Genomic DNA, 18,584 nt, shown 5'->3' with positions numbered 1-18,584 from the left:
TCGTGATTCGCCTTCGATGACCCCGAGATCACGTCTCGCAACGCCCCGAACCGATCGGCCCGGAAGGCGATGCGGGACCGACACTATCACGCCGGTTGCCTCGTCGCAAACCTCCAGCGTCTGGATCGGTTGGCGATTCTGCCCTCGACCTCGTACAGTATCTCTGGTCGCGGGCGGATCGACGCGGAAGTGTTTGGACCCAGGTTTTGCGGAGCTTGACCCATGAGCACCCCGGCACTGGCGATGGTCGTGATGATGGCGCTGGCCTCGGCCTCGGCTTCGGGATCGGTCGCGGCCCATCCGTTCCATGTGACGATCGCCGAGGTCGAGTTCAACGCCGAGGCCGGCACGCTGGAGATGGCGATCCGGATCTATAACCCCGGCGACCTGGAACAGGCCCTCAGCCTCCGCGAAGGAGAGCGGGTGAACCTGGAGCAGACCGAGAAGGTCGACGAGATGATCCTCGACTACCTCCGCGACTGCCTGGTCATCACCCCTCCCGACGGCGAAGCGGCCGAGCTGGCATGGGTGGGCAAGGAGGTGAGTGTCAAGACCACCTGGCTGTATGTCGAGGCCCGCTTGCCCGACGGTCCCGAGGGGGCCAGCTTTACGAACCGGTTGCTCTTTGAGATCGAAGCCGACCAGGTCAACACCATGGTTTTCGGCCGGGCGAGAGATCGCGTCTCGCTTCGGTTTACCCGAGACGATCCGACCCATCGGTTCCAGCGGCCCGGCGCCTCGTCCTCGCCCCGGAAACCATGACCCCGAAGCTTCTTCCGAAATCGTCCCGGTACCCGATAGCCCGGACATCTTGCTCGGATTATCGTATGTCCCGCCGGGCGACGTCTTGCCACGCGGGCCCGGTGTGCGAGACCACGGTGTCTCGATCTTATGGTTCCAAGACTCGGGAGTCCGTATTCCATGACGAAGAAATGGATCATGCTGGCCAGCGCCTTCCTGTTCACCACCGCCTTCCTGACCGGATCGGCCCGGTTCGTCGCCGAAGACGAGCCGATCACCATCTCAGAGGTCATGAAGGAGGCCATGAAGGGGGGCCTGAACAAGAAGGTGGCCGGTGGCGAGGCGTCGGCCGAGGAAAAAGATCGCCTGCTCGTCCTGTACAAGGGACTGGCCGAGAACGAACCGCCCCAGGGTGACCTGGAAAGCTGGAAGGCCAAGACCGAGGCCCTCGTCCTCGCCGCCGAGTCCGCGGTGAAGGGGGAAGACAAGGCTCCCGCCTTGCTCAAGGGAGCGGCCAACTGCAAGGCCTGCCATGATGCCCACCGCCCCTGATCGGCGACGGTGATGCGCCCTGCCGCGCATCGAACCGGCCCGGCCGGCGGTCGGCTCGACCCGATCGGCCGGGCCTTCCCGATCGCTCCGCCCCGATCCGAAGGGGAGGATCGGTCGGGGCTCTCGGCTGGATTGCGCCTGGCGATCAGCGATACGATAGACTTGCCTGAGCTGATGCCCCGCCGCCAAGGCCCCGACCGAGGAGAGAACCCCGCGATGAAAAGCGATCGACGATCCCCGATCGAACGGATGGCCCGCATCGCCATGCTGCTCGGCGTCGCGCATCTGACCCTCGCAGGCGCCTTGCCAGCGCAGGACACGAAACAGGACCAGGAGCAAGAGGCCCCGCCCGCCGCTCGACCCCGAGGGGTTCCTCAGATCAGGGGAGGCCAGGGCGACAATCCCCAGGCCGACGCGGAAGAGGCCCCGCCGGGAGGGCTGCGATTGCCTCCCGAGAACCCGCCGGGGGAGATCGCCGCGGGGCCGGCCGCCGACCCGCTCGGCCCGGCCGCCATGCCGGCCGACGCGGCCCGCCCGCCCGTGGCCCGGCCGGCCGACCCGAACATGCCGATCGTCCCCCAGTGGCCGTTTCGCTACGAGCTGACGATCGCCAGCTTCGACGGCGCTCCGCTGGCCGTGCGGTACTACCCGTCGCAGCTCGGCTCGACCGCGCCGGTGGTCTTGCTCGTGCACGACCTCGGCCCCGGCCGATCGAGCCAGGACTTCGACGCCGCGGTCGCCGATCTGGAGAACCAGGGGATCGCCACCCATCTGCAGCAGCTCGACTACGCCGTGCTTGCCGTCGATCTCCGCGGCCACGGGCAGAGCCCGGCGCGGTCGAGAGGAAGCGTCGGCAACCCCTTGCTGCGGTGGATCGGAGACCTGCAGGCGGCCTACCGGTTCCTGCTCGATCGGCACAACCGGCGCGAGCTGAACCTGGCAAAGTTCGCCGTCGTGGCGCTGGGAGATGGGGCCAATCTGGCGGCTCATTGGGCGACGGCTCCGGGGGGGGCGGTCTCGATCGAAGGGCGGACGAGCGACCTGGCCGCGATGGTCCTGATCTCCCCCCGCCCAACGCTCAACGATCGGCCCATTGAACCGGCCGTCACCGCCCTCGCCCCCCGATTGCCGATCTTGCTGCAAGCCGGGGCCGGAGACGCCGAACGCTCGGCCCTGGCCGATGCCCTGCGACCGACCATCGAACGCCAGCGCCTGAGCCGGGTGACGTTGACCGAAACCCGATTGCCCGCCACGAATCTCCTCCGCTTCGCCCCCGAAGCCACCACCCCGCTGATCGAGTTCCTCGACACCACCGTCAAGGTCCGCGCCGATGAGTGGGAACCGCGGTACAACCTCGACCCGGTCGTCTACACCAACGTCCGCGTGACCAACCTCAACGACGAGGCCGAGGCCGAAGCCCAGCCCGCCGCCGCCCCCCGTCCCCCTCAACCTCCGGCCGAGGCGAATGAGGCCGACGGCCCCGGCCGCTCCTCCTGATCGGGCTCGTCTCAAGGAGCCGGGCCGCCACTGGCCCGGCTCCCACCTCGCGCGACGCGATGCGAACCGGCTCGAACACGAGCAATCAGATTTCTTGATCAAAAGGAATCATTGATTCCAAGAAATGCAAAGTTGATTATACTCCTCGAAATCCGGCGATTGCCCCACCGACCACCAGGACGATGCCGAAGATGATGACCAGGAGGAACAGCATCAGCACGATGACCGCGACGATCGAGACGCCGAGGGCCTTCCAGGCGGAGTAGCCTTCGACCTCTCCCAGCCCGTGCAGGAAGACGACGAGGGTCCAGATGCCCAGGACCAGGATGGCGAGCGCTTCCAGGCCGCCGAGGGCGACCATGGTGTTGAGCAGGGCCGGGTTGGACTCGACCCGGGGCATCTCGGACTGGAACATCTCGCCACGGAAGAGGATCAGTTGGGGGATCCAGAAGACCATGGTCGTGAGGACGGGAACGAGCGACTAGGCCATGGCCGTGCGGATGTGTTCGCTCTCCCCCCGACCGCCGAACCAGCCGGAAACCCACCGGAGCAAGGCGCTGCCGAGGTACAGCCAGATGATGCCGCCGATCGGACCGAGCAGCACCGCGATGCCGAGGATGGCGACCAGCGGCATCAGGTCTCCGGCGTTGCGCTCGACGGCCCGGCTCAGCGAACTGTTGATGCCACTGAGCGCCGCCAGGAGCATGACGTTGCGGGTCGGGTCGGTCGCGACGAGGTAGCGAATGGTCGCCCGAGGGCGTCGCCAGATGGTCTTCCACGGATTCGGGTCGGGCCCGAGCCCCGGCACCTCCTGAGGGGTGCGGATCTCGTCATGCCGCCCGATCGGCGCACGATAGGGGTTCTGCAGATCCTCATCTTCGTCGTAACTGGCCATCTCGGAGACTCCCGAATCGGGCCTGGATGGGACGGTGACGTGAGCCGCTCCAGACGTATACACAGCCCTGAACGTGATTGCAAGAATCACGCAATGAATCCCTCGTCCGTTGGCGAAGAATGAAGCGGACACGACGAAGGCACAGGCGAACGGGGCCGATCCGATCCCCCCTTCCCAGAGAGGATTCGTCGCAACCGCGAAGACGTTGCCGCAGGAGTACGGCTTCCAACCTCAACTGATGCGCCGCTCCTTGTCTTGGGTGGTCCCGGTTGCTCGCCAACCGGGGCGGCGCAGCCGAAAGAGGCAACGGAAGGCCGCACTGAGACCTCTCGTCGCTCCGCGACCCCGGTTGGCGAGCAACCGGGGCCACCCACAACGCATCCGTTGAGGGTGGAAACGATACGACGGAGGGACGAATCGACGGACCTCACGACCGTCGCGCGGCGGCGGCCCGAGCGCGTCGGGCGCGGCGGTTCTCCCGAGGGGAGGCGGCCGGCAGGGAGATCAAGGGGCGGCCAGGGGTGATCGCGGGGCGATTGCTGGGGGCATCGGCTTCGTTTCGCAAGGGGGACGATCCGGCGACGGGTTCGTTTCGCAAGGGGGATCCGGGGGCATCGGCTTCGTTTCGCAAGGGGGGGGAATCGGCGATGGCTTCGATGGGCGCGGGGGGGCGATCGGGAGCGGTGCGGTCAACGGAGGGGGATCGGGACGGTCGAGGGCCGGGGGGAAGGCTCGGGACGGCGGGGGCGGGTCGGGAGGCGAGGGATTGCAGGCGGCGCAACTCGTTGAGATTTTTGGAGAACTGGCGACGTGCGTCGGCGGCGTAGCGTTCGAGGAGGCGGATGGCGGGGGGATCGTCGGCGTCGAGGCCGAGCGCGGCGTCGGTCTGGGCGCGCTCGTCTCGGGCGTGGAGGTAGGCGTCGAGGCGCTCACGGAGGGCGGCGGTCGATCGGGCCACGAGGTCGAGGCCGGGGGCTTCGGTCTTATCCTCGGGGTCGAGGTCCCAGGGGCCGGAACCGTCGCGCGCCGCGGTCGAGACACCGAGCAGGTCGAGGGCGAGGTTCCAGGTGTCTCGGGTCCAGCCTTCGTGACGGTTGAGGGAGTCGAGGACCTCGTCCCACCGCTCCAGGAGCCAGAGGACCCCATGCTTGCTCTGAAGCAAGATGGGTTGAATGCGATCGGGATGCGTGGCGAGCCGCGCGGCGAGGGAGGCGATCTCGGCGGCGCGGTCGTCGTCCCAGCTTTCGGCGGCGCGGGCGGAGCGTTCGGCGCGGGCGGCTCGGATGCGATCGTCGCAGCAATCGAGGCGGACGGATTCGGCCACGAGGCGTTCGAAGAACCATTCCTGCGCCGACCCCTCGGGCCGGTAATCGTTGCGCCACTGGGCCTTGCGCGTTTCGATCGCCTCGACCATGTCGGCGCAGAGGTGCGTCCCAAGTTTCGAGAGACCGTGCGTCCGGGCGTTCCGGCTCGATCGGGCCTTGCCCTCGATCGTCTTCGGGCCGGTGGACAGGAGGGCGTTCAGGCGGTTGGCGATCGTCTGCTTCAGGGTGGTGTGGGCCATTGGAGCGTGCTCCCAGAAGGTGAGCGAGACACAAGAGGTGCGCCATTCGAATCCATCGGGCGAGCGGCCCCACGGTGGGTTTCGGCAGGGCGAGGACCGCGCGACTTATTTGATAGCATCTGGAAAACGGCGAGGCTTTATTGCGTTTTTCCGTGAGAGTAGCTGGGCGATCAGGCGTTTTTGTTGAGGTGTGGGAGAGGCATTCCTTACTGGCAATGGCCGAGTGGTATGGCCATGTCCGCGTGACCATCCTCGGAGGAAGGAGGGGCTGGGAGCATGCCCGCAGCTTCGTGGGCATGCTCCCAGCAGCTTGCTTGCCTGCCGTTCGTATTGCAAAATAGAGCGATCGATTCACACAGGCCCCTAGGGTGGTCCTGATAGGCTGCGGCCGGTATTCTCCAGGAGATCTGCTGGAAGGAGTGATCTTGTTGAAACGGACGGCAAAGGTAGGCTGAAGACATGAGGAAGCCTCGGCAACTGAGCCTTTTTACCAATATTGCCGAGACTGACGTGCTCGCAACCGAATTCTCCGAGCAGCCGTCGGAGCGGGGCCTCTTGGCCATTGCAATGGCTCTTGGGGCTCGGGAAGTCGCAGGCTGGTCTTCTGAGGAAGAGCACTTCACGGCCAATCTACCGACTGTTCCACCTTCACTTCGGGATCGAATCCAGGAACAAATACTCGCCGGTTTCGATCCGCTCGGAGAAGCGTTCTGCAGGCTCCGCCCACCTGTAGAACGCCGGAAAACTGGTGCCATTTTCACTCCTCAGCCAATTACCACGGCTATGGTTGATTGGGCAGAGCAGTTTGCAACTCCTGAACGTGTCATTGATCCCGGCATCGGATCCGCCCGTTTTGCCCTTGCCGCTGGGAGAAGATTCCGTGATGCAACGATTCTTGGTATCGAGGTGGATCCCCTGTCCGCCGTCATCGCTAGGGCGAATCTGTCAGTGGCGGGGTTCGCCCACCGATCAAAGGTCATCCTAGGTGACTTTCGCAGTGTCCCAATTTCGTCGATTAACGGCAAGACACTGTATATTGGCAACCCACCATATGTTCGCCACCACCTAATTGGCTCCCAATGGAAGCGATGGCTTATCGAGGAAGCGTCCCGCTTAACTCTCTCAGCGAGTCAGCTTGCTGGGCTGCATGTTCACTTCTTCCTCGCAACGGTTGCGAAAGCAGCACCAGGCGATTTTGGCGCGTTTATTACCGCAGCGGAGTGGCTCGATGTCAACTATGGCAGTCTCGTTCGCGACCTATTCATCGGCCCCCTCGGCGGGCAACGGATCGTCGTTATCGAGCCGACTGCTCTGCCTTTCCCTGATGCCGCCACGACGGCGGCTATCACCACCTTTAAGATCGGGAGCCAACCGAAGCAGATTCGCATGAAACGAGTCGAGTTGCTGGACGATCTGCAACTCAGCGGCGACGAGCGCGTGGTTCGGCGAGAGCGGCTAGAGACCGAGGTCCGCTGGTCGCACCTCACTCGCCGAGTCCGTAGGGGTCCGGCAGGATACGTCGAACTAGGCGAGGTCTTCCGCGTTCATCGTGGCCAGGTTACCGGCGCAAACAAAGTCTGGATCGAGGGTCCGTTAAGTAAGGGTCTTCCATCGTCGGTCCTCTTTCCATCCATTACTAAGGCACGCGAGCTCTTTCTTGCAGGAAAAGTGCTGGAAGATGCTTCGATATTGCGACGAGTTATAGACCTACCCGTGGATCTAGATGTCTTTGATACGCCAGTGCGACGAGAGATTGATCGTTTCCTCGACCGTGCAAAAAAACTCGGCGCGCATCAGACATACATTGCGACCAATCGCCGCGCATGGTGGTCGGTAGGGCTGAGACAGCCTGCCCCGATACTCGCTACGTATATGGCCCGCCGACCCCCTGCGTTCGTGCGGAACCGTGCAGAGGCACGGCACATCAATATCGCGCATGGTCTCTACCCAAGAGAAATTCTGAGTGACTGCATTCTGCAAAACCTTGTAGATTACCTGTCAGGCGCCGTAAACACGAATGAGGGACGCACTTACGCAGGTGGACTAACGAAATTCGAGCCCCGGGAAATGGAACGTCTTCTTGTTCCCGGTCTGGATATTCTCTCGCAAGGTGCGACATGATCGATCCGCCCCGGTGGACCACCGAGGAATTTGAGAGAGATCGGCAGATAGCCATCTCAATCTTCCGACGTGAGCGACTACGGGAGCCGTTGGAAGCATACCTCGAAGTCTTTGATGAATATCAAGGATTCTTTGAGGACCTTCTCGAACAGACCGTAGATCTTACACAGCTACGCGAAAACGGGCTTCAGGTTCTCACTGACAAGAAGCTTCACGAGGCATTCCGCTACCTCGCCGGCCCTCCCATATCAACTGATGACCTCAAGACGGTCGCCGAGACAACGTCGCTGAGCAAGAAAGGCCTCCAACAGGATCCGGAGTTAGTTAACCGTGTAGTGGAACTCATCCTCATTGCCCTCGATCGAAGGCGGTTTCCGTGGGTAGCGGATGATCGCGAGGCTACGGAAGCTGAACGAGGTGCGGCAGTATTGGCATCTGCGGCTCTCATAGCGACGCAGCGGCTCGGGACCGCGCGTCGGCACGAAGGGAAAAGCGCACAGGAGCAGCGAGTAGAAGATGCCATGCTGGGTGTTGGTTTCAAGAAGGTACCGACGCGGGCAATCCCCACGCTGCCGCTTGCGCCGGGGCTCGGCGAGTTCTGTGGCGAAAGCGAACTCGGCACACGGAAGGCGGATTTCGTAATTCGTCTATGGGACCATCGCGTCATGCCGCTCGAATGCAAGGTATCCAACTCCGCGCTCAACTCCGTCAAGCGTCTCAACAATGATGCTGCCGTGAAAGCAGAGGTATGGCGTAAAGACTTTGGTGAAACGCAGGTCGTGTCCACCGCAGTCATCAGCGGCGTCTACAAGCTTCAGAAACTAGAAGAAGCGCAGCGACGTGGCCTCACAATCTTCTGGGCCCACAGTCTTAATGCCATGCTTGATTGGATTGAGAAAACTAGACCTTAGGAGTGACCTCTCTCTTTGAGGGGTGGTATGGCCACGAAGACGTGGCCATGATCGAGCGGCAGGCGAATGGGGCATGCCCAGGTGGACGTGGGAATGGCACGCGGCAAACCAGCGGAAATCACCCGGCCAAGGCTTCACGCGAAGAGGCACCGCATGGGTGGAAGAAGCGCCGGAGCGGAAGGTATCGCGGTTCTTTCTTCGATGAATCTTGATCTGACCTGTTGACAGCGGGGGCTGGTGTCGTTCATCGTCAGGAGAGGACGGCGGCCTGCCGATCGCCCGAGGTGTTCCGAGGCGTGGTGCCTTCTGGATCGGACGCGGGGACTCACCGTCTCGGGATGCGAACGATCGAGAGAGGCTCATCATGGCCATCGTGGATGTGGAATGCTCGGAGTGCGGCGTGACGTTGCAGGTGGACGAGACCGTGATGGGCTCGACGATGACCTGCCCGAAGTGCAAGCTCCCCTTCTTCGTCGAGCCGGCCGGCGCGTATGGCCTGGTCGAGGACCCGCCGAGACGCTTGAGCCGATCGCCTCGATCGGATTCGGGCTCCGCGGCCGTGGAACCGCCGGAAAGCGCCGAGCAGCGCCGGATCCGAGAGCAGATGGAACGCTGGGCCGGCGCTGAGGACGCCTGAGACCGCGTTGCAGTGAAGATGGCCATTCGTGATGACGGGGCCACCCGCAGGTCCGCCCGGGGTCCGCGTGCGCGGAACCCGGGGCACCCGGCGCGAAGGTCGATCTGGCCACCCAGCCTCGTAGGGTCCGCACAGGGATTGGGATAGAATGAAGGGCGAGGGTGGGTCGGCCCGGATTGGAGGGGGTCGGCCGAGGGTGTGCGGACCAGGGCCTGAGCCAGCGGTTATGCCAGGATCGACACGAGCGGTGATTGCGGCGGATTCGCCCACGACGGCGGAGGCGGGGGCGAGGATCGCCGAGGAGGGGGGGAACGCCGCCGATATTGCCGTGGGGGCGGCTCTGGTGGCGACGATGACCGAGGCGTTGATGTGTTCGCTCAGCGGCTCGGGGTTCGCGATGGTGGCGACGAAGGGGAAAGCGGCCGAGCTGATCGACGGGGCGCACACGGTGCCGGGGCTCGATCCGACGTGCAGGAGGTCGGGCGAGGAGCTGGACGTGGTCGATTACCTGCTGCCGTACGGGAGCGGGATTGCGATCAAGATCGGCCGGGGGACGGTGGCGGTGCCGGGCGTGCCGGCGATGCTGGAGACGCTCTGGAAGCGGCACGGAAGGTTGCCGTGGGCCGAGCTGGTGGCGCCGAGCATCGAGCTGGCACGGTCGGGATGGCCGGCGAGCAAGACGATGAGCGACTACCTGGCGAGGGTCGGGCCGGGGTCGTATGTGAGGCAAGAGGAGTGTTTGCGGACCTACTTCCCGGACGGTCGGAACCCGGCGGCGCCGGGGAGTCCGTTCCGATTGCCGGGGATGGCCAGGACGATGGAGGCGATCGCCCGGGAAGGGGCGCGGTCGGTGTATGAGGGGGACATTGCCGAGGCGATCGTACGGGAGATGCAGGACTACGGGGGCCTGATCGCGCGAAAGGACCTGCAATCGTACCGCGCGGAGGTGAGGCGGCCGTTGATGCTGCGGTCGCGCGGGTGGACGCTGGACCTGAACCCGCCGCCGAGCATCGGGGGGGCGGCGCTGGGGGTCTTGATCGGCTGGCTCGATCGGGCCTGGCCAAGCGAGACGTCGCACGGCGAGCGGGCGTTGGTGATCGCCAGGGCGCAGCGGACGTTGCTGGAATTGCGCGCGGATGTGATCGAATCGGGTGATTTTGATGAGGCGATGGCGCGGTCGCTGCTGGAGGAGACGGGGCTCTTGCCGTGGCTTCCGAGGCTTTCCAGCCCCGGCACGACGCAACTGAGCGTGGCGACGGGAGACGGCAGTCTTGTCTCGATCGCGATGAGCAACGGCTACGACGCGGGGATCAACATTCCGGGGACGGGGATCACCTGTAATAACGCGTTGGGAGAGCCGGAGCTGAATCCGGGGGGATTTTTGGCCCTGGCGCCGGGAGCGCGGATCGTCTCGAACATGGCGCCGACGGTGGCGCTGGCCGACGACGGCAGGAGGCTGGCGTTTGGGACGCCGGGGGCGTCTCGAATCACGACGGCCCTGGCGCAGACGTGGGCGTGGATGGCGTTCGAGGGGCTGGAACCGGGGGATGCGGTGGCGGCGCCTCGGTTGCACGTTGAACCGTCGGCCGAGGGTGGGCGGCCGATCGCCCGAAGCGAGCCGGGATTCGACACGTCGTTGCTCGAACCGTTCTTCGAGGTGCGCGCGTTTGATCACCCGGACATGTATTTCGGCGGGGTGAAGCTGGTGATGGCCGGGGCCGACGGGTCACTGATGGGTCGGGCTGATTTGAGGCGCGAGGGGGCGGTGCGGGAGGTGGGGTGATCGGGATTGGTCGGCGCCGGGCGGCCGGGGATCAGGGCTCCGCGGTCCGGGGGGCGGGCCAGCACCCCTGGAGATGGTCCTTGATCAGGGCGGCATGCGAGAGAGGGCGGGAGAGGTCCTCGACATCCGCGTTGGTTTCGTAGTCGAGGAGCACCAAGGGGCGATCGGCGGCGAGCCGCCTCAACTGTTCGACCTCGGCCGCCAGGCGGTGCTCAAGCACCCATCGGTAGGCTGGCAAATAAATGCGCAGGCGAGCGCTGAGGTAGTCGAGGAGCGTGTCGCCCTCGACGCCGAAGCGGTGGCCGAGCACCGCTCCTCGCCTGGCGCCCCCGCGCTTGATTCCTGACATGCGGGTGATGGCCCACTTGCCGGGGTCGATGTCCTCTCGCTCGAAGACCTTCAACCCCTGCCACAATCCTTCGACCGACTGGGCCGTCTGGGACCCGGAGTTCGGGATCGGGATGCCGCCATGTGGATAGAAGGGGCTGAACCGGACCCAGGGTTCGACCCCCTTGGAGGTCACGTCGATGATGACAGCCCCGGGCCATTGAGCCTCGACGGTTGCGAGCTTCTTGCGGCGGCTCTCGACGGCGACGATCAATTCCAAGGCCCTCCGTCGCCTGTCCTGATCTCAAAGGAATCGGTGGATGCCCCCGGCGGCGTAAAGGCTTGCAACCGGGGCGTCAGTGGCGAGGGGCCATCGCATCGGCATCGGTCCGTCCGGGGTTGTCACGACCCCGGCCACCCCTTGTTCATGTGAAGTGCCTCTGCGGCATTGCCTTTAGCGGGGGATGGGTTCGAGCCCGTCCTGGCGGCCGATTTCGTTGGGAGGGGGCTGGACGACGGGCTGGTCGGGGTTGCGGACGATCCGCCAGCCGTCTTTCTGGGCCTGCTGGGCCTTGGCGGAGTCCCAGACGAACAGCTCGGGCTTGATGGCGACGTTGGCTTTGAGTTCCTTGATGTAATAGTTCTGCTTGTCCTTGCCGTTGGGGGCGAGGGTGTGGATGCTCTTCGGCTGGAGGGTCTTGGCGTCGAGGATCAGGACGGCGACGGAGAAGGCGTCGCGGTCGGCGGCGATCTTGGGGTAGATGGCGATCCGGTGGGTGCCTTCCTGGTTCGGCGGCATGAGGTTGGCGCGGTAGCGGCGCTTGAAGTCCTCGATGTTCATGCGAAAGAGGAAGGGCAGGGGGCCTTCTTCGAGGGCGCGCTGCTGGGCGTCCTTGGGCAGGGGGAAGATGGTGATCTGGCGGAGCGGGCCGTCAAACTCGACCACCTCGCCGCCGTTGGCGAGGATGCGGCGGTCGAAGACGAATTTTTCTTCCCCCTCGTCGCCGGTCTGCTTCTCCAGTTGCAGAACGACGAGGTTCGGCCGGCGGAGGTAGGCGGCCCCCTTGTAGACCTTGCGGTCGCCGACGATGGTCATCTCGTCGACCTGCTCGAAGGTGGCGTAGAGGGTCTCGATCTTGCCGCTGGTCTGCTCCCAGCGGGCGAGGACGGCGTCGAGTTCGGGGTCGCTCGGGGCCTGCTCGGGAGCGGCGGGCTGAGCCTGAGTTTGGGCCGGGGCCTGAGCCGGGGCTGGGGTGGAGGCCCGCTGGACCGAGGGATCATAGGTGGCGCCTCGGGCCGGGCCGGGGATGGCCGGGGCAGGGGGAGTCTGGCTCGCGCCGGCTCGGGTCTGGGGGCGGGGGGCCTGGCCTGGATTCGAGGGGGTCGCCTGGCCCTTGGCCGCGGCCATCGGGCCGAGTGCGGCGAGGAGGCCGACGATCAGGGGAGCGATCCGTCGCATTCCGCGTCCCTCCGGGATCGGGTTGTTCGGGGCTGGCCGGGCCGACGCCCCGCAAAGGGCGCAATCCAGCCTTCGGGCAAGCAAACGGCCCGAGATCGAGGCGGATCGTACCGGATCCCCCCAATCTTGACCACCCGAGGCGGCGGGTCTTTCGGTTTTTCGAGGAATTCTCGGAACCGATCGGACGAGAACCCCGCCGCGGCCGTTGAAACCCGAAGGACCGAACGGGAGTATCTCCGAAGATCGGCCGCGGGCCGTGGGGCCCATTGGGTTGGTTCGGGTTTCGTGGATTCCGGCTCAGAAGACGCTTCAAAAAGGGGATCAGACAGGATGACTCGGTACGCGATCGCGGGAACGCTGGCCGCCTGCTTGCTGGTCGGCCTGGGGACGGGTGGGGGGTCGGCCTTCGGAACCGAGGGGGCCGACGTGCCGACGTATCATCGAGACGTGGCACCGATCCTTCAGCGTCACTGTCAGGACTGCCACCGGCCGGGAGAGGTCGCGCCGTTCTCGCTGCTGGAGTACGACCACGCCAGGCGGCGGGCGTCGGACCTGCTGCTCGTCGTTGAGGAACGGCGGATGCCCCCCTGGCCGGCCTCGAAGGACTTCGGCGGGCCGTTCCGGGATGAGCGGATCCTGTCGGACGCCGAGATCGACACCCTTCAGCGCTGGCTCGACGCAGACACCCCCGAAGGGGACCCGGCCGACGCCCCCGAGCCCCTCACCTTCGCCGGCGACTGGCCGATGGGTGAGCCGGACCTGATCCTGACGATGGCCGAGCCGTACGCGCTTGGGGCCGAAGGGGACGACGAGTTCCGCGTCTTCGTCTTGCCGACCGATCTGCCCGAGGACCGCTGGATCCGGGCCGTCGACTTCAAGCCGGGCAACCGCCGGGTGGTGCATCACGTGATCGCGGGGACGGATACCTCGGGCCGAGCCCGGGAGCTGGACGCGGAGGACGAGACACCGGGCTACTCGGCCGTCGGCGGGTTCGGCGACGGGGTGCCGATCCGGTCGTTCCTGCCGATCTGGGTGCCGGGCAGCACGCCTCGGGACGCTCCGGAGGACGCCGGCTACCTCTTGCCGAAGGGGGCCGACGTGTTGATCCAGGTGCACTACCACAAGAGCGGCAAGGTGGAGGAGGACGCCACGGCGATCGGCCTCTATTTCTCGGATGAGCCGCTCGGCCGGGAAGTGCGCACGGGGTTCGTCTTCCCGGACGTCTCGATGTTCCAGGCCATGAAGGCCCGCGCGGCGATGCAGGAGAAAGGGGGTCGGCCGGGCCTGAACGAGTTCATGCGCGAGGTGCTTGTGATTCCTCCCGGCGAGGCGAACTATGAGGTGAAAGGATCAACGCGCCAGGGTGGGGTGATGGGTCGGCCGCTCGGTCGAGACGTCCTGCTGACGGCCGTCATGCCTCATATGCACTGGCTGGGCAAGGACTTCACCCTGACCGCCGTCTTGCCCGATGAGACCCGCGTCCCGATCATCCGGATCGACCGCTGGGACTTCAACTGGCAGGGGACCTACGCCCTGCTCGAACCCGTTTTCCTGCCCGAGGGGACCTGGTTCGAGATGGTGGCCCACTTCGACAACTCGGCCGAGAACCCGAACAACCCGAGCCATCCTCCCGTCCTCGTCCGCTGGGGCGACCAGACGAACGACGAGATGTGCATCGGCATCTTCGAGTTCGTTCCCGCCACCGACGCCGACCGCGCCCGCTCTGTCTCGCGCGATCCTTCGGGAGACGCGGCCGATTGAGCGGGGGCGTCGTGCATGACCGCGAAGGGTTTCAGGTCCGACCATCGGGGTGGCTGGGGTCATCCCGACCCCAGTCGGTGATTCGAACACCCTGCCGACCGTCCGCTGGGGTCAGGATGACCCCAGCCACCCCGACGGTTTGGGTTGGATCGGCTCGTTCGGAATCTTCTTCGTAGGGTGACACTGGTGTCCTCACCAGTGTACAGGAGGATTGGCCGATGCCAGGGGCCTCCCGATCGTTTGGCGAGGAGAACCACGCGACGACGGATCAGCCACCCACGCCCGAACGGTCGCATGGGCCGGAATTGTGCAACGCCTGGAAACGCCTGCCATGATGAGGACACTGGTGCGGGCGCCATTGCCACCCACCCGATGGCACACAACACCACCAACTGCGATCGGCTGTTTGTGGTGCGAAGTCTTGCTACTCCACCAACTCCGGATCGCTCGGCTTCCAAGTCTTGTCGTAGAACGACTGAAGTGGGCCATAAAGACGGAAGATGGTGTTCCATCCCTTGCCGGGCACGGTTTGGATCCAGTTGGTCTCAAAGCCCTTCGGCGGCTTTGGAGCGAAGTAAATGTCGTAGGAACCATCCGCGTTCTGCTTCAGGTCCTTTTTGCTGAGGTTGTCGAGGCCGGGGAACCGTTGGTCCGTTTGAAGCATCGAACGCGTCTGGTTGTCGTAGAGCGTGAACGACCAGAAGTCCTTCGCGGGCACGTCGGGCGGCAGATGAATCTTGTAGGTCTTGCCGCCATCGAGGGCGTTGCCGTCCTTGTCGAGATAGGCGATGAGGTACTGTGACCCCTTGCCGACGTTCCTGGCCGCCATCGCCGGGGTGATCCCGGTCGCGTAAAAGTGCATGTAGACACGACCGTCATAAAGGCGTTTGCCATCGAGGATGAAGTCGTAGCGGTTGGCGAAGAACGGGTTTGTCCACTTCAACTCGCCCGGGTACACGTACGCCAGGTCATCCTTCGGCCGGGCGGTAAGCGCCCGGGCGGTCACGGCACCGATTTTGGCCACATCCTCCAGGATCTTCTTCTGCTTCGGCGTGGGATCGAACGTTTTGCCCTTCTCAATGCCAACCTCGGCAAGCAGCCCTCGGATGTCTGGGTCGAGCCCCATCAACGTCTCGGCCTGGATCTGAGCGTTGAGTTCTTCCCAGTAGCCGAAGTCCATGCGGTGGATGGTGTTGTTGAACGTGCCGGAGACGTTGACGAACTTGAGCTTCGGCGGGTTGTTCTTCTGGGAAAGGGGGTAGAACTTGACGAACTTCTGCGTCGCCTCCACCGCGGGCTTGGTCGAACCGTCCACCGGGAAGCCGCGCCAGATCACCCAGTTGCCGGTCGTCGGGGTTCGCGCGACGTAATAGCCCTCGGGAATCTCGCCCTTGTAGTCCTCGCGGACGAGCAAGAACTTGCCGCCCTTGCCATTGTCCGGGCCGGCGTTGCCAAAATCGATGACGTACTGAAACCAGGCATCGTCAATGATGCCCAGGACATTGGGCGGGGTCTCGATCACCATCGGCTCGTCGCCAAGCTCCACCCAGCAGCCCTGGTAGATCGACACCGTGTTAGGCGTCAGCCACAGCGCCTTGGAATCCATCTGATCGGCAAACTGGATCACCGTGGTGTTTGGCGGTCCAAACTCACGCATGCCCTGCTCCATCGCGTACATCGACGCGATCTGGATGGAGTTCAGGTACGCACTGAGTGCTCGCTGCCGATAGAGGTGCTCGTAGACCAGTTCAGTGGTCTTGGCGTCCGGCACGCCGTCGAACCCCGTCAGCGTGCCGATCGACGTCTCCAGCGTGTCGGGCGTCGCAATGCCCTCGGGAATCGGTGTGGTCATCTTCATCTTTGGCGGCTGTGCCCACGCCGACGAGGCGAGAACAAACGCAGTCAGTGTTGCAAACGTTGTGATTTTCATGGTCAACTCCTGGGTTTGGTGTTGCGTTTCTTTTGGGTTGATGTTGGTCCTGATTGCTCTGGTATTCGTAATTGTTTAGGCGAGCGGCCGTACAGCGCTCCCACCCAGATGTTGTGAAGCGTGTCCAGCGTGGCGTCCGGATCGCCTTGAGGTCGGCGTCCGAACTCGGAGATCAAGACTGCTGCGTCGAGGGCGTTCAGCGCATTGGCGGTCCGCTTCGCATCGAGCGTCTTCGCGATTAGGCCCTCGCGCTGCTGGGCCTTGATCCGGGCCTCCACCGAGTCGTCCCAACGCTTCATAAAGTTCGACCACGCCCGTTCGAGACGCTCGTCGAGTGGAGCCGCCTCGGCAACTGCGCGAATGATGGGTCCGTGTTCGATGCAAGACCGAATCACGCCATCAAGAGCCACGCGCAGCGCCGCAATCGGCTCTCCCTCACCGTTGATCCACGGGTTGGCCCTCTGGCGCATCGCGGACTCAATCTCGTGGAGGAGGGACTCAGCCAAGTCATGCAGGTCATCAAAATACTGGTAGAACGCCGGGCGGCTAAGGGAAGTCCCCGCCATGAGCTTGGCCACGGTAAGTTCCCGGAATGGGTATTCCCAAAGAAACCGGAGCGTGCTTTGAGTGATAAGCCGCTTCGCATCGTCGGGATGATGCCGGGGAGAGCGTTGGGGTGCGTTGGCCTTGGTCTTCCGAGTTGCTCTACGAGATACTGACATGGCGTCAGTATAGTTTACTGACATCGCGTCAGCAACTCCCTGAATGTAAGAAACATCAGACAGGCTGCGCCGGGTGGCACTGGTGACTTCACCAATGTACGATATGATGAATCCAAACAACGACCCCAGCTTCTTCGGCGGCGGAACCACGCTTCGCGACACGTTCCACCTCGACACACACAACCGTCGCCTGGGATCACGCGGAGCCTGGAACCACCTGCGATCGGCTTGCACTGGGAGAAGTCACCAGTGCCACCCAGAAACGAAGGGCGAACGGGCGTGGGAGTACCCAAACGCGTCAAGCACGGCGGGGTGGCTGGGCTCATCCTGACCCCAGTCGGGTGAGGCAACGGCCCCGCGTCGGCCCGCGGGGGTCGACACGACACCAGCCACTTCAGAGAACAGGGTCAAGCCGTGCCGAGGGCGTGGCGGCATTGGGGCGGGGCGTCTTGCGGCTCAGGCCATTGTGCCGATGGCGTGGCGGAAGCGGGCGAGGGCGATGCCGAAGAAGGTCGAACCGATCAGGGCAAGCCAGAGGAACTGGGGCCAGATGACCGAGAGGCCGGCGCCGCGCATGAGGATGGCCTGCGCAAGCATGACGAAATGGGTCGAGGGAGCGGCGAGCATCACATACTGAATCCACTCGGGCATACTTTCGCGCGGGGTCGAGCCGCCGGAGAGCATCTGTAAGGGCAAGAGCACGAGAATCACCAACAGGCCGAACTGGGGCATCGAGCGGGCGAAGGTGCCCATGAAGATCCCCATTGACGTGGTGGCGAACAGGTTCATGGCCGCGCCGAGCAGGAACAGGGGGATCGACCCCGAGAGCGGGACCGCCAGCAACCCCTGAACGACGACGAACAGCGAGCAGGTGCAGGCGACGAGCACGACCAGGCCCATCGCCCAGACCTTGCTCGTCATGATCTCGAAGGGGGTGACGGGCATCACCAGCAGGTGCTCGATGGTGCCGCGCTCGCGTTCGCGGAGCAGGGCGGCGCCGGTGAGGATGATCGAGAGCAAGGTGACCTGATCGATGAGCTTCGTCAGGGCGGTGAACCAGGACTTCGTCAGGTTCGGGTTGAAGCGGACGCGCAAGGCAAGGTCGATCGGCACGGACGGAGCGGCGCGGTAGCGTTGAACGAACTCGTCGATTTCCCGGGTGACGATCGTCTGGACGTAGCCGCTGCCGGCGAACGCCTGGCCCATGCGGGTGGCATCGACGTTGAGCTGGATGGCCGGGGATCGGCCGGCAAGGACGTCGTCCTGGAAGCCGGGGGGGATGTCGAGGGCAAAGGTGTCGAGACCGGCGTCCATCCGGGCATCCATCTCGCCCTGGGTCACGAGCCTCGGCGGCAGGAAATAGGGGGGGCGGAAGGCGCTGATGATCCGCAGCGAGAGGGGAGAGCGGTCCTCGTCAACGATGGCGATGGGGGCGTTGTTGAGCGTCTCGGGCATGGCCCTGGTGGCCGAGTAGACCGATCCGGTGAAAGCAAAGAGAATCAGGGCGAGCATGACCGGATCGCGGGCGAGGCTCCAGAATTCCTTGAGGCCAAGCTGGAAAATATGATCGGCTCGCATGATTATGCCAAATTTTCTGGAAGGCAGGTGATTGAGTGTGGCTGGGCTCCCACAGCCATCCCCAGGACGATCGCAACGCCCCTGCTGTGGTCGGCTGTGTCGAGTC

At 64.4% G+C, this 18,584-nt stretch carries 16 protein-coding genes; 8 read left to right on the top strand and 8 right to left on the bottom strand.

Annotated elements, in window-relative coordinates:
* Positions 1–222 precede the first annotated feature (222 nt).
* The 3 genes from GA615_RS17185 to GA615_RS17175 all read left to right on the top strand — a co-directional run bounded on the left by GA615_RS17185 (position 223) and on the right by GA615_RS17175 (position 2,790).
* Positions 223–762, top strand: a complete 540-nt coding sequence (locus GA615_RS17185; protein ID WP_152052552.1) for a DUF6702 family protein — start codon at positions 223–225, stop codon at positions 760–762.
* Between the two features lie 159 nt (positions 763–921).
* Entirely contained in the window at positions 922–1,293 is a 372-nt protein-coding gene (locus GA615_RS17180) for a hypothetical protein (RefSeq protein ID WP_152052551.1), read from the top strand.
* Positions 1,294–1,305: 12 nt separating this feature from the next.
* Positions 1,306–2,790, top strand: a complete 1,485-nt coding sequence (locus tag GA615_RS17175) for an alpha/beta hydrolase (RefSeq protein WP_161602394.1) — start codon at positions 1,306–1,308, stop codon at positions 2,788–2,790.
* Positions 2,791–2,926: 136 nt separating this feature from the next.
* Here the strand turns inward: GA615_RS17175 and GA615_RS17170 are convergent, their stop codons facing one another.
* The 3 genes from GA615_RS17170 to GA615_RS17160 all read right to left on the bottom strand — a co-directional run bounded on the left by GA615_RS17170 (position 2,927) and on the right by GA615_RS17160 (position 5,249).
* A complete protein-coding gene (locus GA615_RS17170; protein ID WP_152052549.1) occupies positions 2,927–3,247 on the bottom strand; it encodes a hypothetical protein in 321 nt (106 codons plus the stop codon).
* 24 nt (positions 3,248–3,271) lie between these two features.
* On the bottom strand, positions 3,272–3,685 hold the full coding sequence (locus GA615_RS17165) for a Yip1 family protein (RefSeq protein ID WP_152052548.1): 414 nt from the start codon (positions 3,683–3,685) through the stop codon (positions 3,272–3,274).
* Between the two features lie 427 nt (positions 3,686–4,112).
* A complete protein-coding gene (locus tag GA615_RS17160; protein WP_152052547.1) occupies positions 4,113–5,249 on the bottom strand; it encodes a hypothetical protein in 1,137 nt (378 codons plus the stop codon).
* 555 nt (positions 5,250–5,804) lie between these two features.
* Here GA615_RS17160 and GA615_RS17155 point away from each other — a divergent pair.
* The 4 genes from GA615_RS17155 (at position 5,805) to GA615_RS17140 (ending at position 10,701) form a co-directional block, all read left to right on the top strand.
* A complete protein-coding gene (locus GA615_RS17155) occupies positions 5,805–7,370 on the top strand; it encodes an N-6 DNA methylase (protein ID WP_201750218.1) in 1,566 nt (521 codons plus the stop codon).
* Entirely contained in the window at positions 7,367–8,281 is a 915-nt protein-coding gene (locus tag GA615_RS17150; protein WP_152052545.1) for a XamI family restriction endonuclease, read from the top strand. Before GA615_RS17155 ends, GA615_RS17150 begins: the two co-directional genes overlap by 4 nt.
* Positions 8,282–8,645: 364 nt before the next feature.
* Positions 8,646–8,918 carry a hypothetical protein gene (locus GA615_RS17145; protein ID WP_152052544.1) on the top strand — a complete coding sequence of 91 codons (273 nt, stop codon included), beginning with the start codon at positions 8,646–8,648 and terminating at the stop codon, positions 8,916–8,918.
* A 226-nt stretch (positions 8,919–9,144) separates the two neighbouring features.
* Positions 9,145–10,701 carry a gamma-glutamyltransferase gene (locus tag GA615_RS17140; protein ID WP_161602393.1) on the top strand — a complete coding sequence of 519 codons (1,557 nt, stop codon included), beginning with the start codon at positions 9,145–9,147 and terminating at the stop codon, positions 10,699–10,701.
* Positions 10,702–10,732: 31 nt separating this feature from the next.
* On the opposite strand, the gene GA615_RS17135 is transcribed toward GA615_RS17140, so the two are convergent.
* Both GA615_RS17135 and GA615_RS17130 read right to left on the bottom strand, forming a co-directional pair.
* Complete coding sequence (locus GA615_RS17135) at positions 10,733–11,308, bottom strand: DUF6939 family protein (protein WP_201750217.1); 576 nt, start codon at positions 11,306–11,308, stop codon at positions 10,733–10,735.
* A gap of 174 nt (positions 11,309–11,482) precedes the next feature.
* Complete coding sequence (locus GA615_RS17130; RefSeq protein ID WP_161602392.1) at positions 11,483–12,487, bottom strand: TIGR03009 domain-containing protein; 1,005 nt, start codon at positions 12,485–12,487, stop codon at positions 11,483–11,485.
* A 330-nt stretch (positions 12,488–12,817) separates the two neighbouring features.
* Between GA615_RS17130 and GA615_RS17125 the strand changes: the two genes are divergently transcribed.
* A complete protein-coding gene (locus tag GA615_RS17125) occupies positions 12,818–14,248 on the top strand; it encodes an ascorbate-dependent monooxygenase (protein ID WP_152052541.1) in 1,431 nt (476 codons plus the stop codon).
* A gap of 424 nt (positions 14,249–14,672) precedes the next feature.
* On the opposite strand, the gene GA615_RS17120 is transcribed toward GA615_RS17125, so the two are convergent.
* The 3 genes from GA615_RS17120 to GA615_RS17110 all read right to left on the bottom strand — a co-directional run bounded on the left by GA615_RS17120 (position 14,673) and on the right by GA615_RS17110 (position 18,478).
* Positions 14,673–16,178, bottom strand: coding sequence for a DUF1254 domain-containing protein (locus GA615_RS17120; RefSeq protein WP_152052540.1), 1,506 nt, complete (start codon positions 16,176–16,178; stop codon positions 14,673–14,675).
* 2 nt (positions 16,179–16,180) lie between these two features.
* Complete coding sequence (locus tag GA615_RS17115; protein WP_161602391.1) at positions 16,181–17,062, bottom strand: TetR/AcrR family transcriptional regulator; 882 nt, start codon at positions 17,060–17,062, stop codon at positions 16,181–16,183.
* Between the two features lie 294 nt (positions 17,063–17,356).
* Positions 17,357–18,478: an ABC transporter permease gene (locus tag GA615_RS17110; RefSeq protein ID WP_152052538.1), complete on the bottom strand. Its 1,122-nt coding sequence runs from the start codon at positions 18,476–18,478 to the stop codon at positions 17,357–17,359.
* Between the last annotated feature and the right edge of the window lie 106 nt (positions 18,479–18,584).

Origin of the sequence: Tautonia marina (assembly GCF_009177065.1) — a bacterium.
Taxonomy (GTDB): domain Bacteria; phylum Planctomycetota; class Planctomycetia; order Isosphaerales; family Isosphaeraceae; genus Tautonia; species Tautonia marina.
Note: the sequence above shows the minus strand (reverse complement) of the source record. Positions and strands in the feature narration are given on the sequence as shown.

Bases quoted from the DNA above. Each gene is read 5' to 3' on its own strand.
- GA615_RS17185 (WP_152052552.1), top strand. From the start codon at position 223: ATGAGCACCCCGGCACTGGCGATGGTCGTGATGATGGCGCTGGCCTCG.
- GA615_RS17180 (WP_152052551.1), top strand. From the start codon at position 922: ATGACGAAGAAATGGATCATGCTGGCCAGCGCCTTCCTGTTCACCACC.
- GA615_RS17175 (WP_161602394.1), top strand. From the start codon at position 1,306: ATGCGCCCTGCCGCGCATCGAACCGGCCCGGCCGGCGGTCGGCTCGAC.
- GA615_RS17170 (WP_152052549.1), bottom strand. From the start codon at position 3,247: ATGGTCTTCTGGATCCCCCAACTGATCCTCTTCCGTGGCGAGATGTTC.
- GA615_RS17165 (WP_152052548.1), bottom strand. From the start codon at position 3,685: ATGGCCAGTTACGACGAAGATGAGGATCTGCAGAACCCCTATCGTGCG.
- GA615_RS17160 (WP_152052547.1), bottom strand. From the start codon at position 5,249: ATGGCCCACACCACCCTGAAGCAGACGATCGCCAACCGCCTGAACGCC.
- GA615_RS17150 (WP_152052545.1), top strand. From the start codon at position 7,367: ATGATCGATCCGCCCCGGTGGACCACCGAGGAATTTGAGAGAGATCGG.
- GA615_RS17145 (WP_152052544.1), top strand. From the start codon at position 8,646: ATGGCCATCGTGGATGTGGAATGCTCGGAGTGCGGCGTGACGTTGCAG.
- GA615_RS17140 (WP_161602393.1), top strand. From the start codon at position 9,145: ATGCCAGGATCGACACGAGCGGTGATTGCGGCGGATTCGCCCACGACG.
- GA615_RS17130 (WP_161602392.1), bottom strand. From the start codon at position 12,487: ATGCGACGGATCGCTCCCCTGATCGTCGGCCTCCTCGCCGCACTCGGC.
- GA615_RS17125 (WP_152052541.1), top strand. From the start codon at position 12,818: ATGACTCGGTACGCGATCGCGGGAACGCTGGCCGCCTGCTTGCTGGTC.
- GA615_RS17120 (WP_152052540.1), bottom strand. From the start codon at position 16,178: ATGAAAATCACAACGTTTGCAACACTGACTGCGTTTGTTCTCGCCTCG.
- GA615_RS17110 (WP_152052538.1), bottom strand. From the start codon at position 18,478: ATGCGAGCCGATCATATTTTCCAGCTTGGCCTCAAGGAATTCTGGAGC.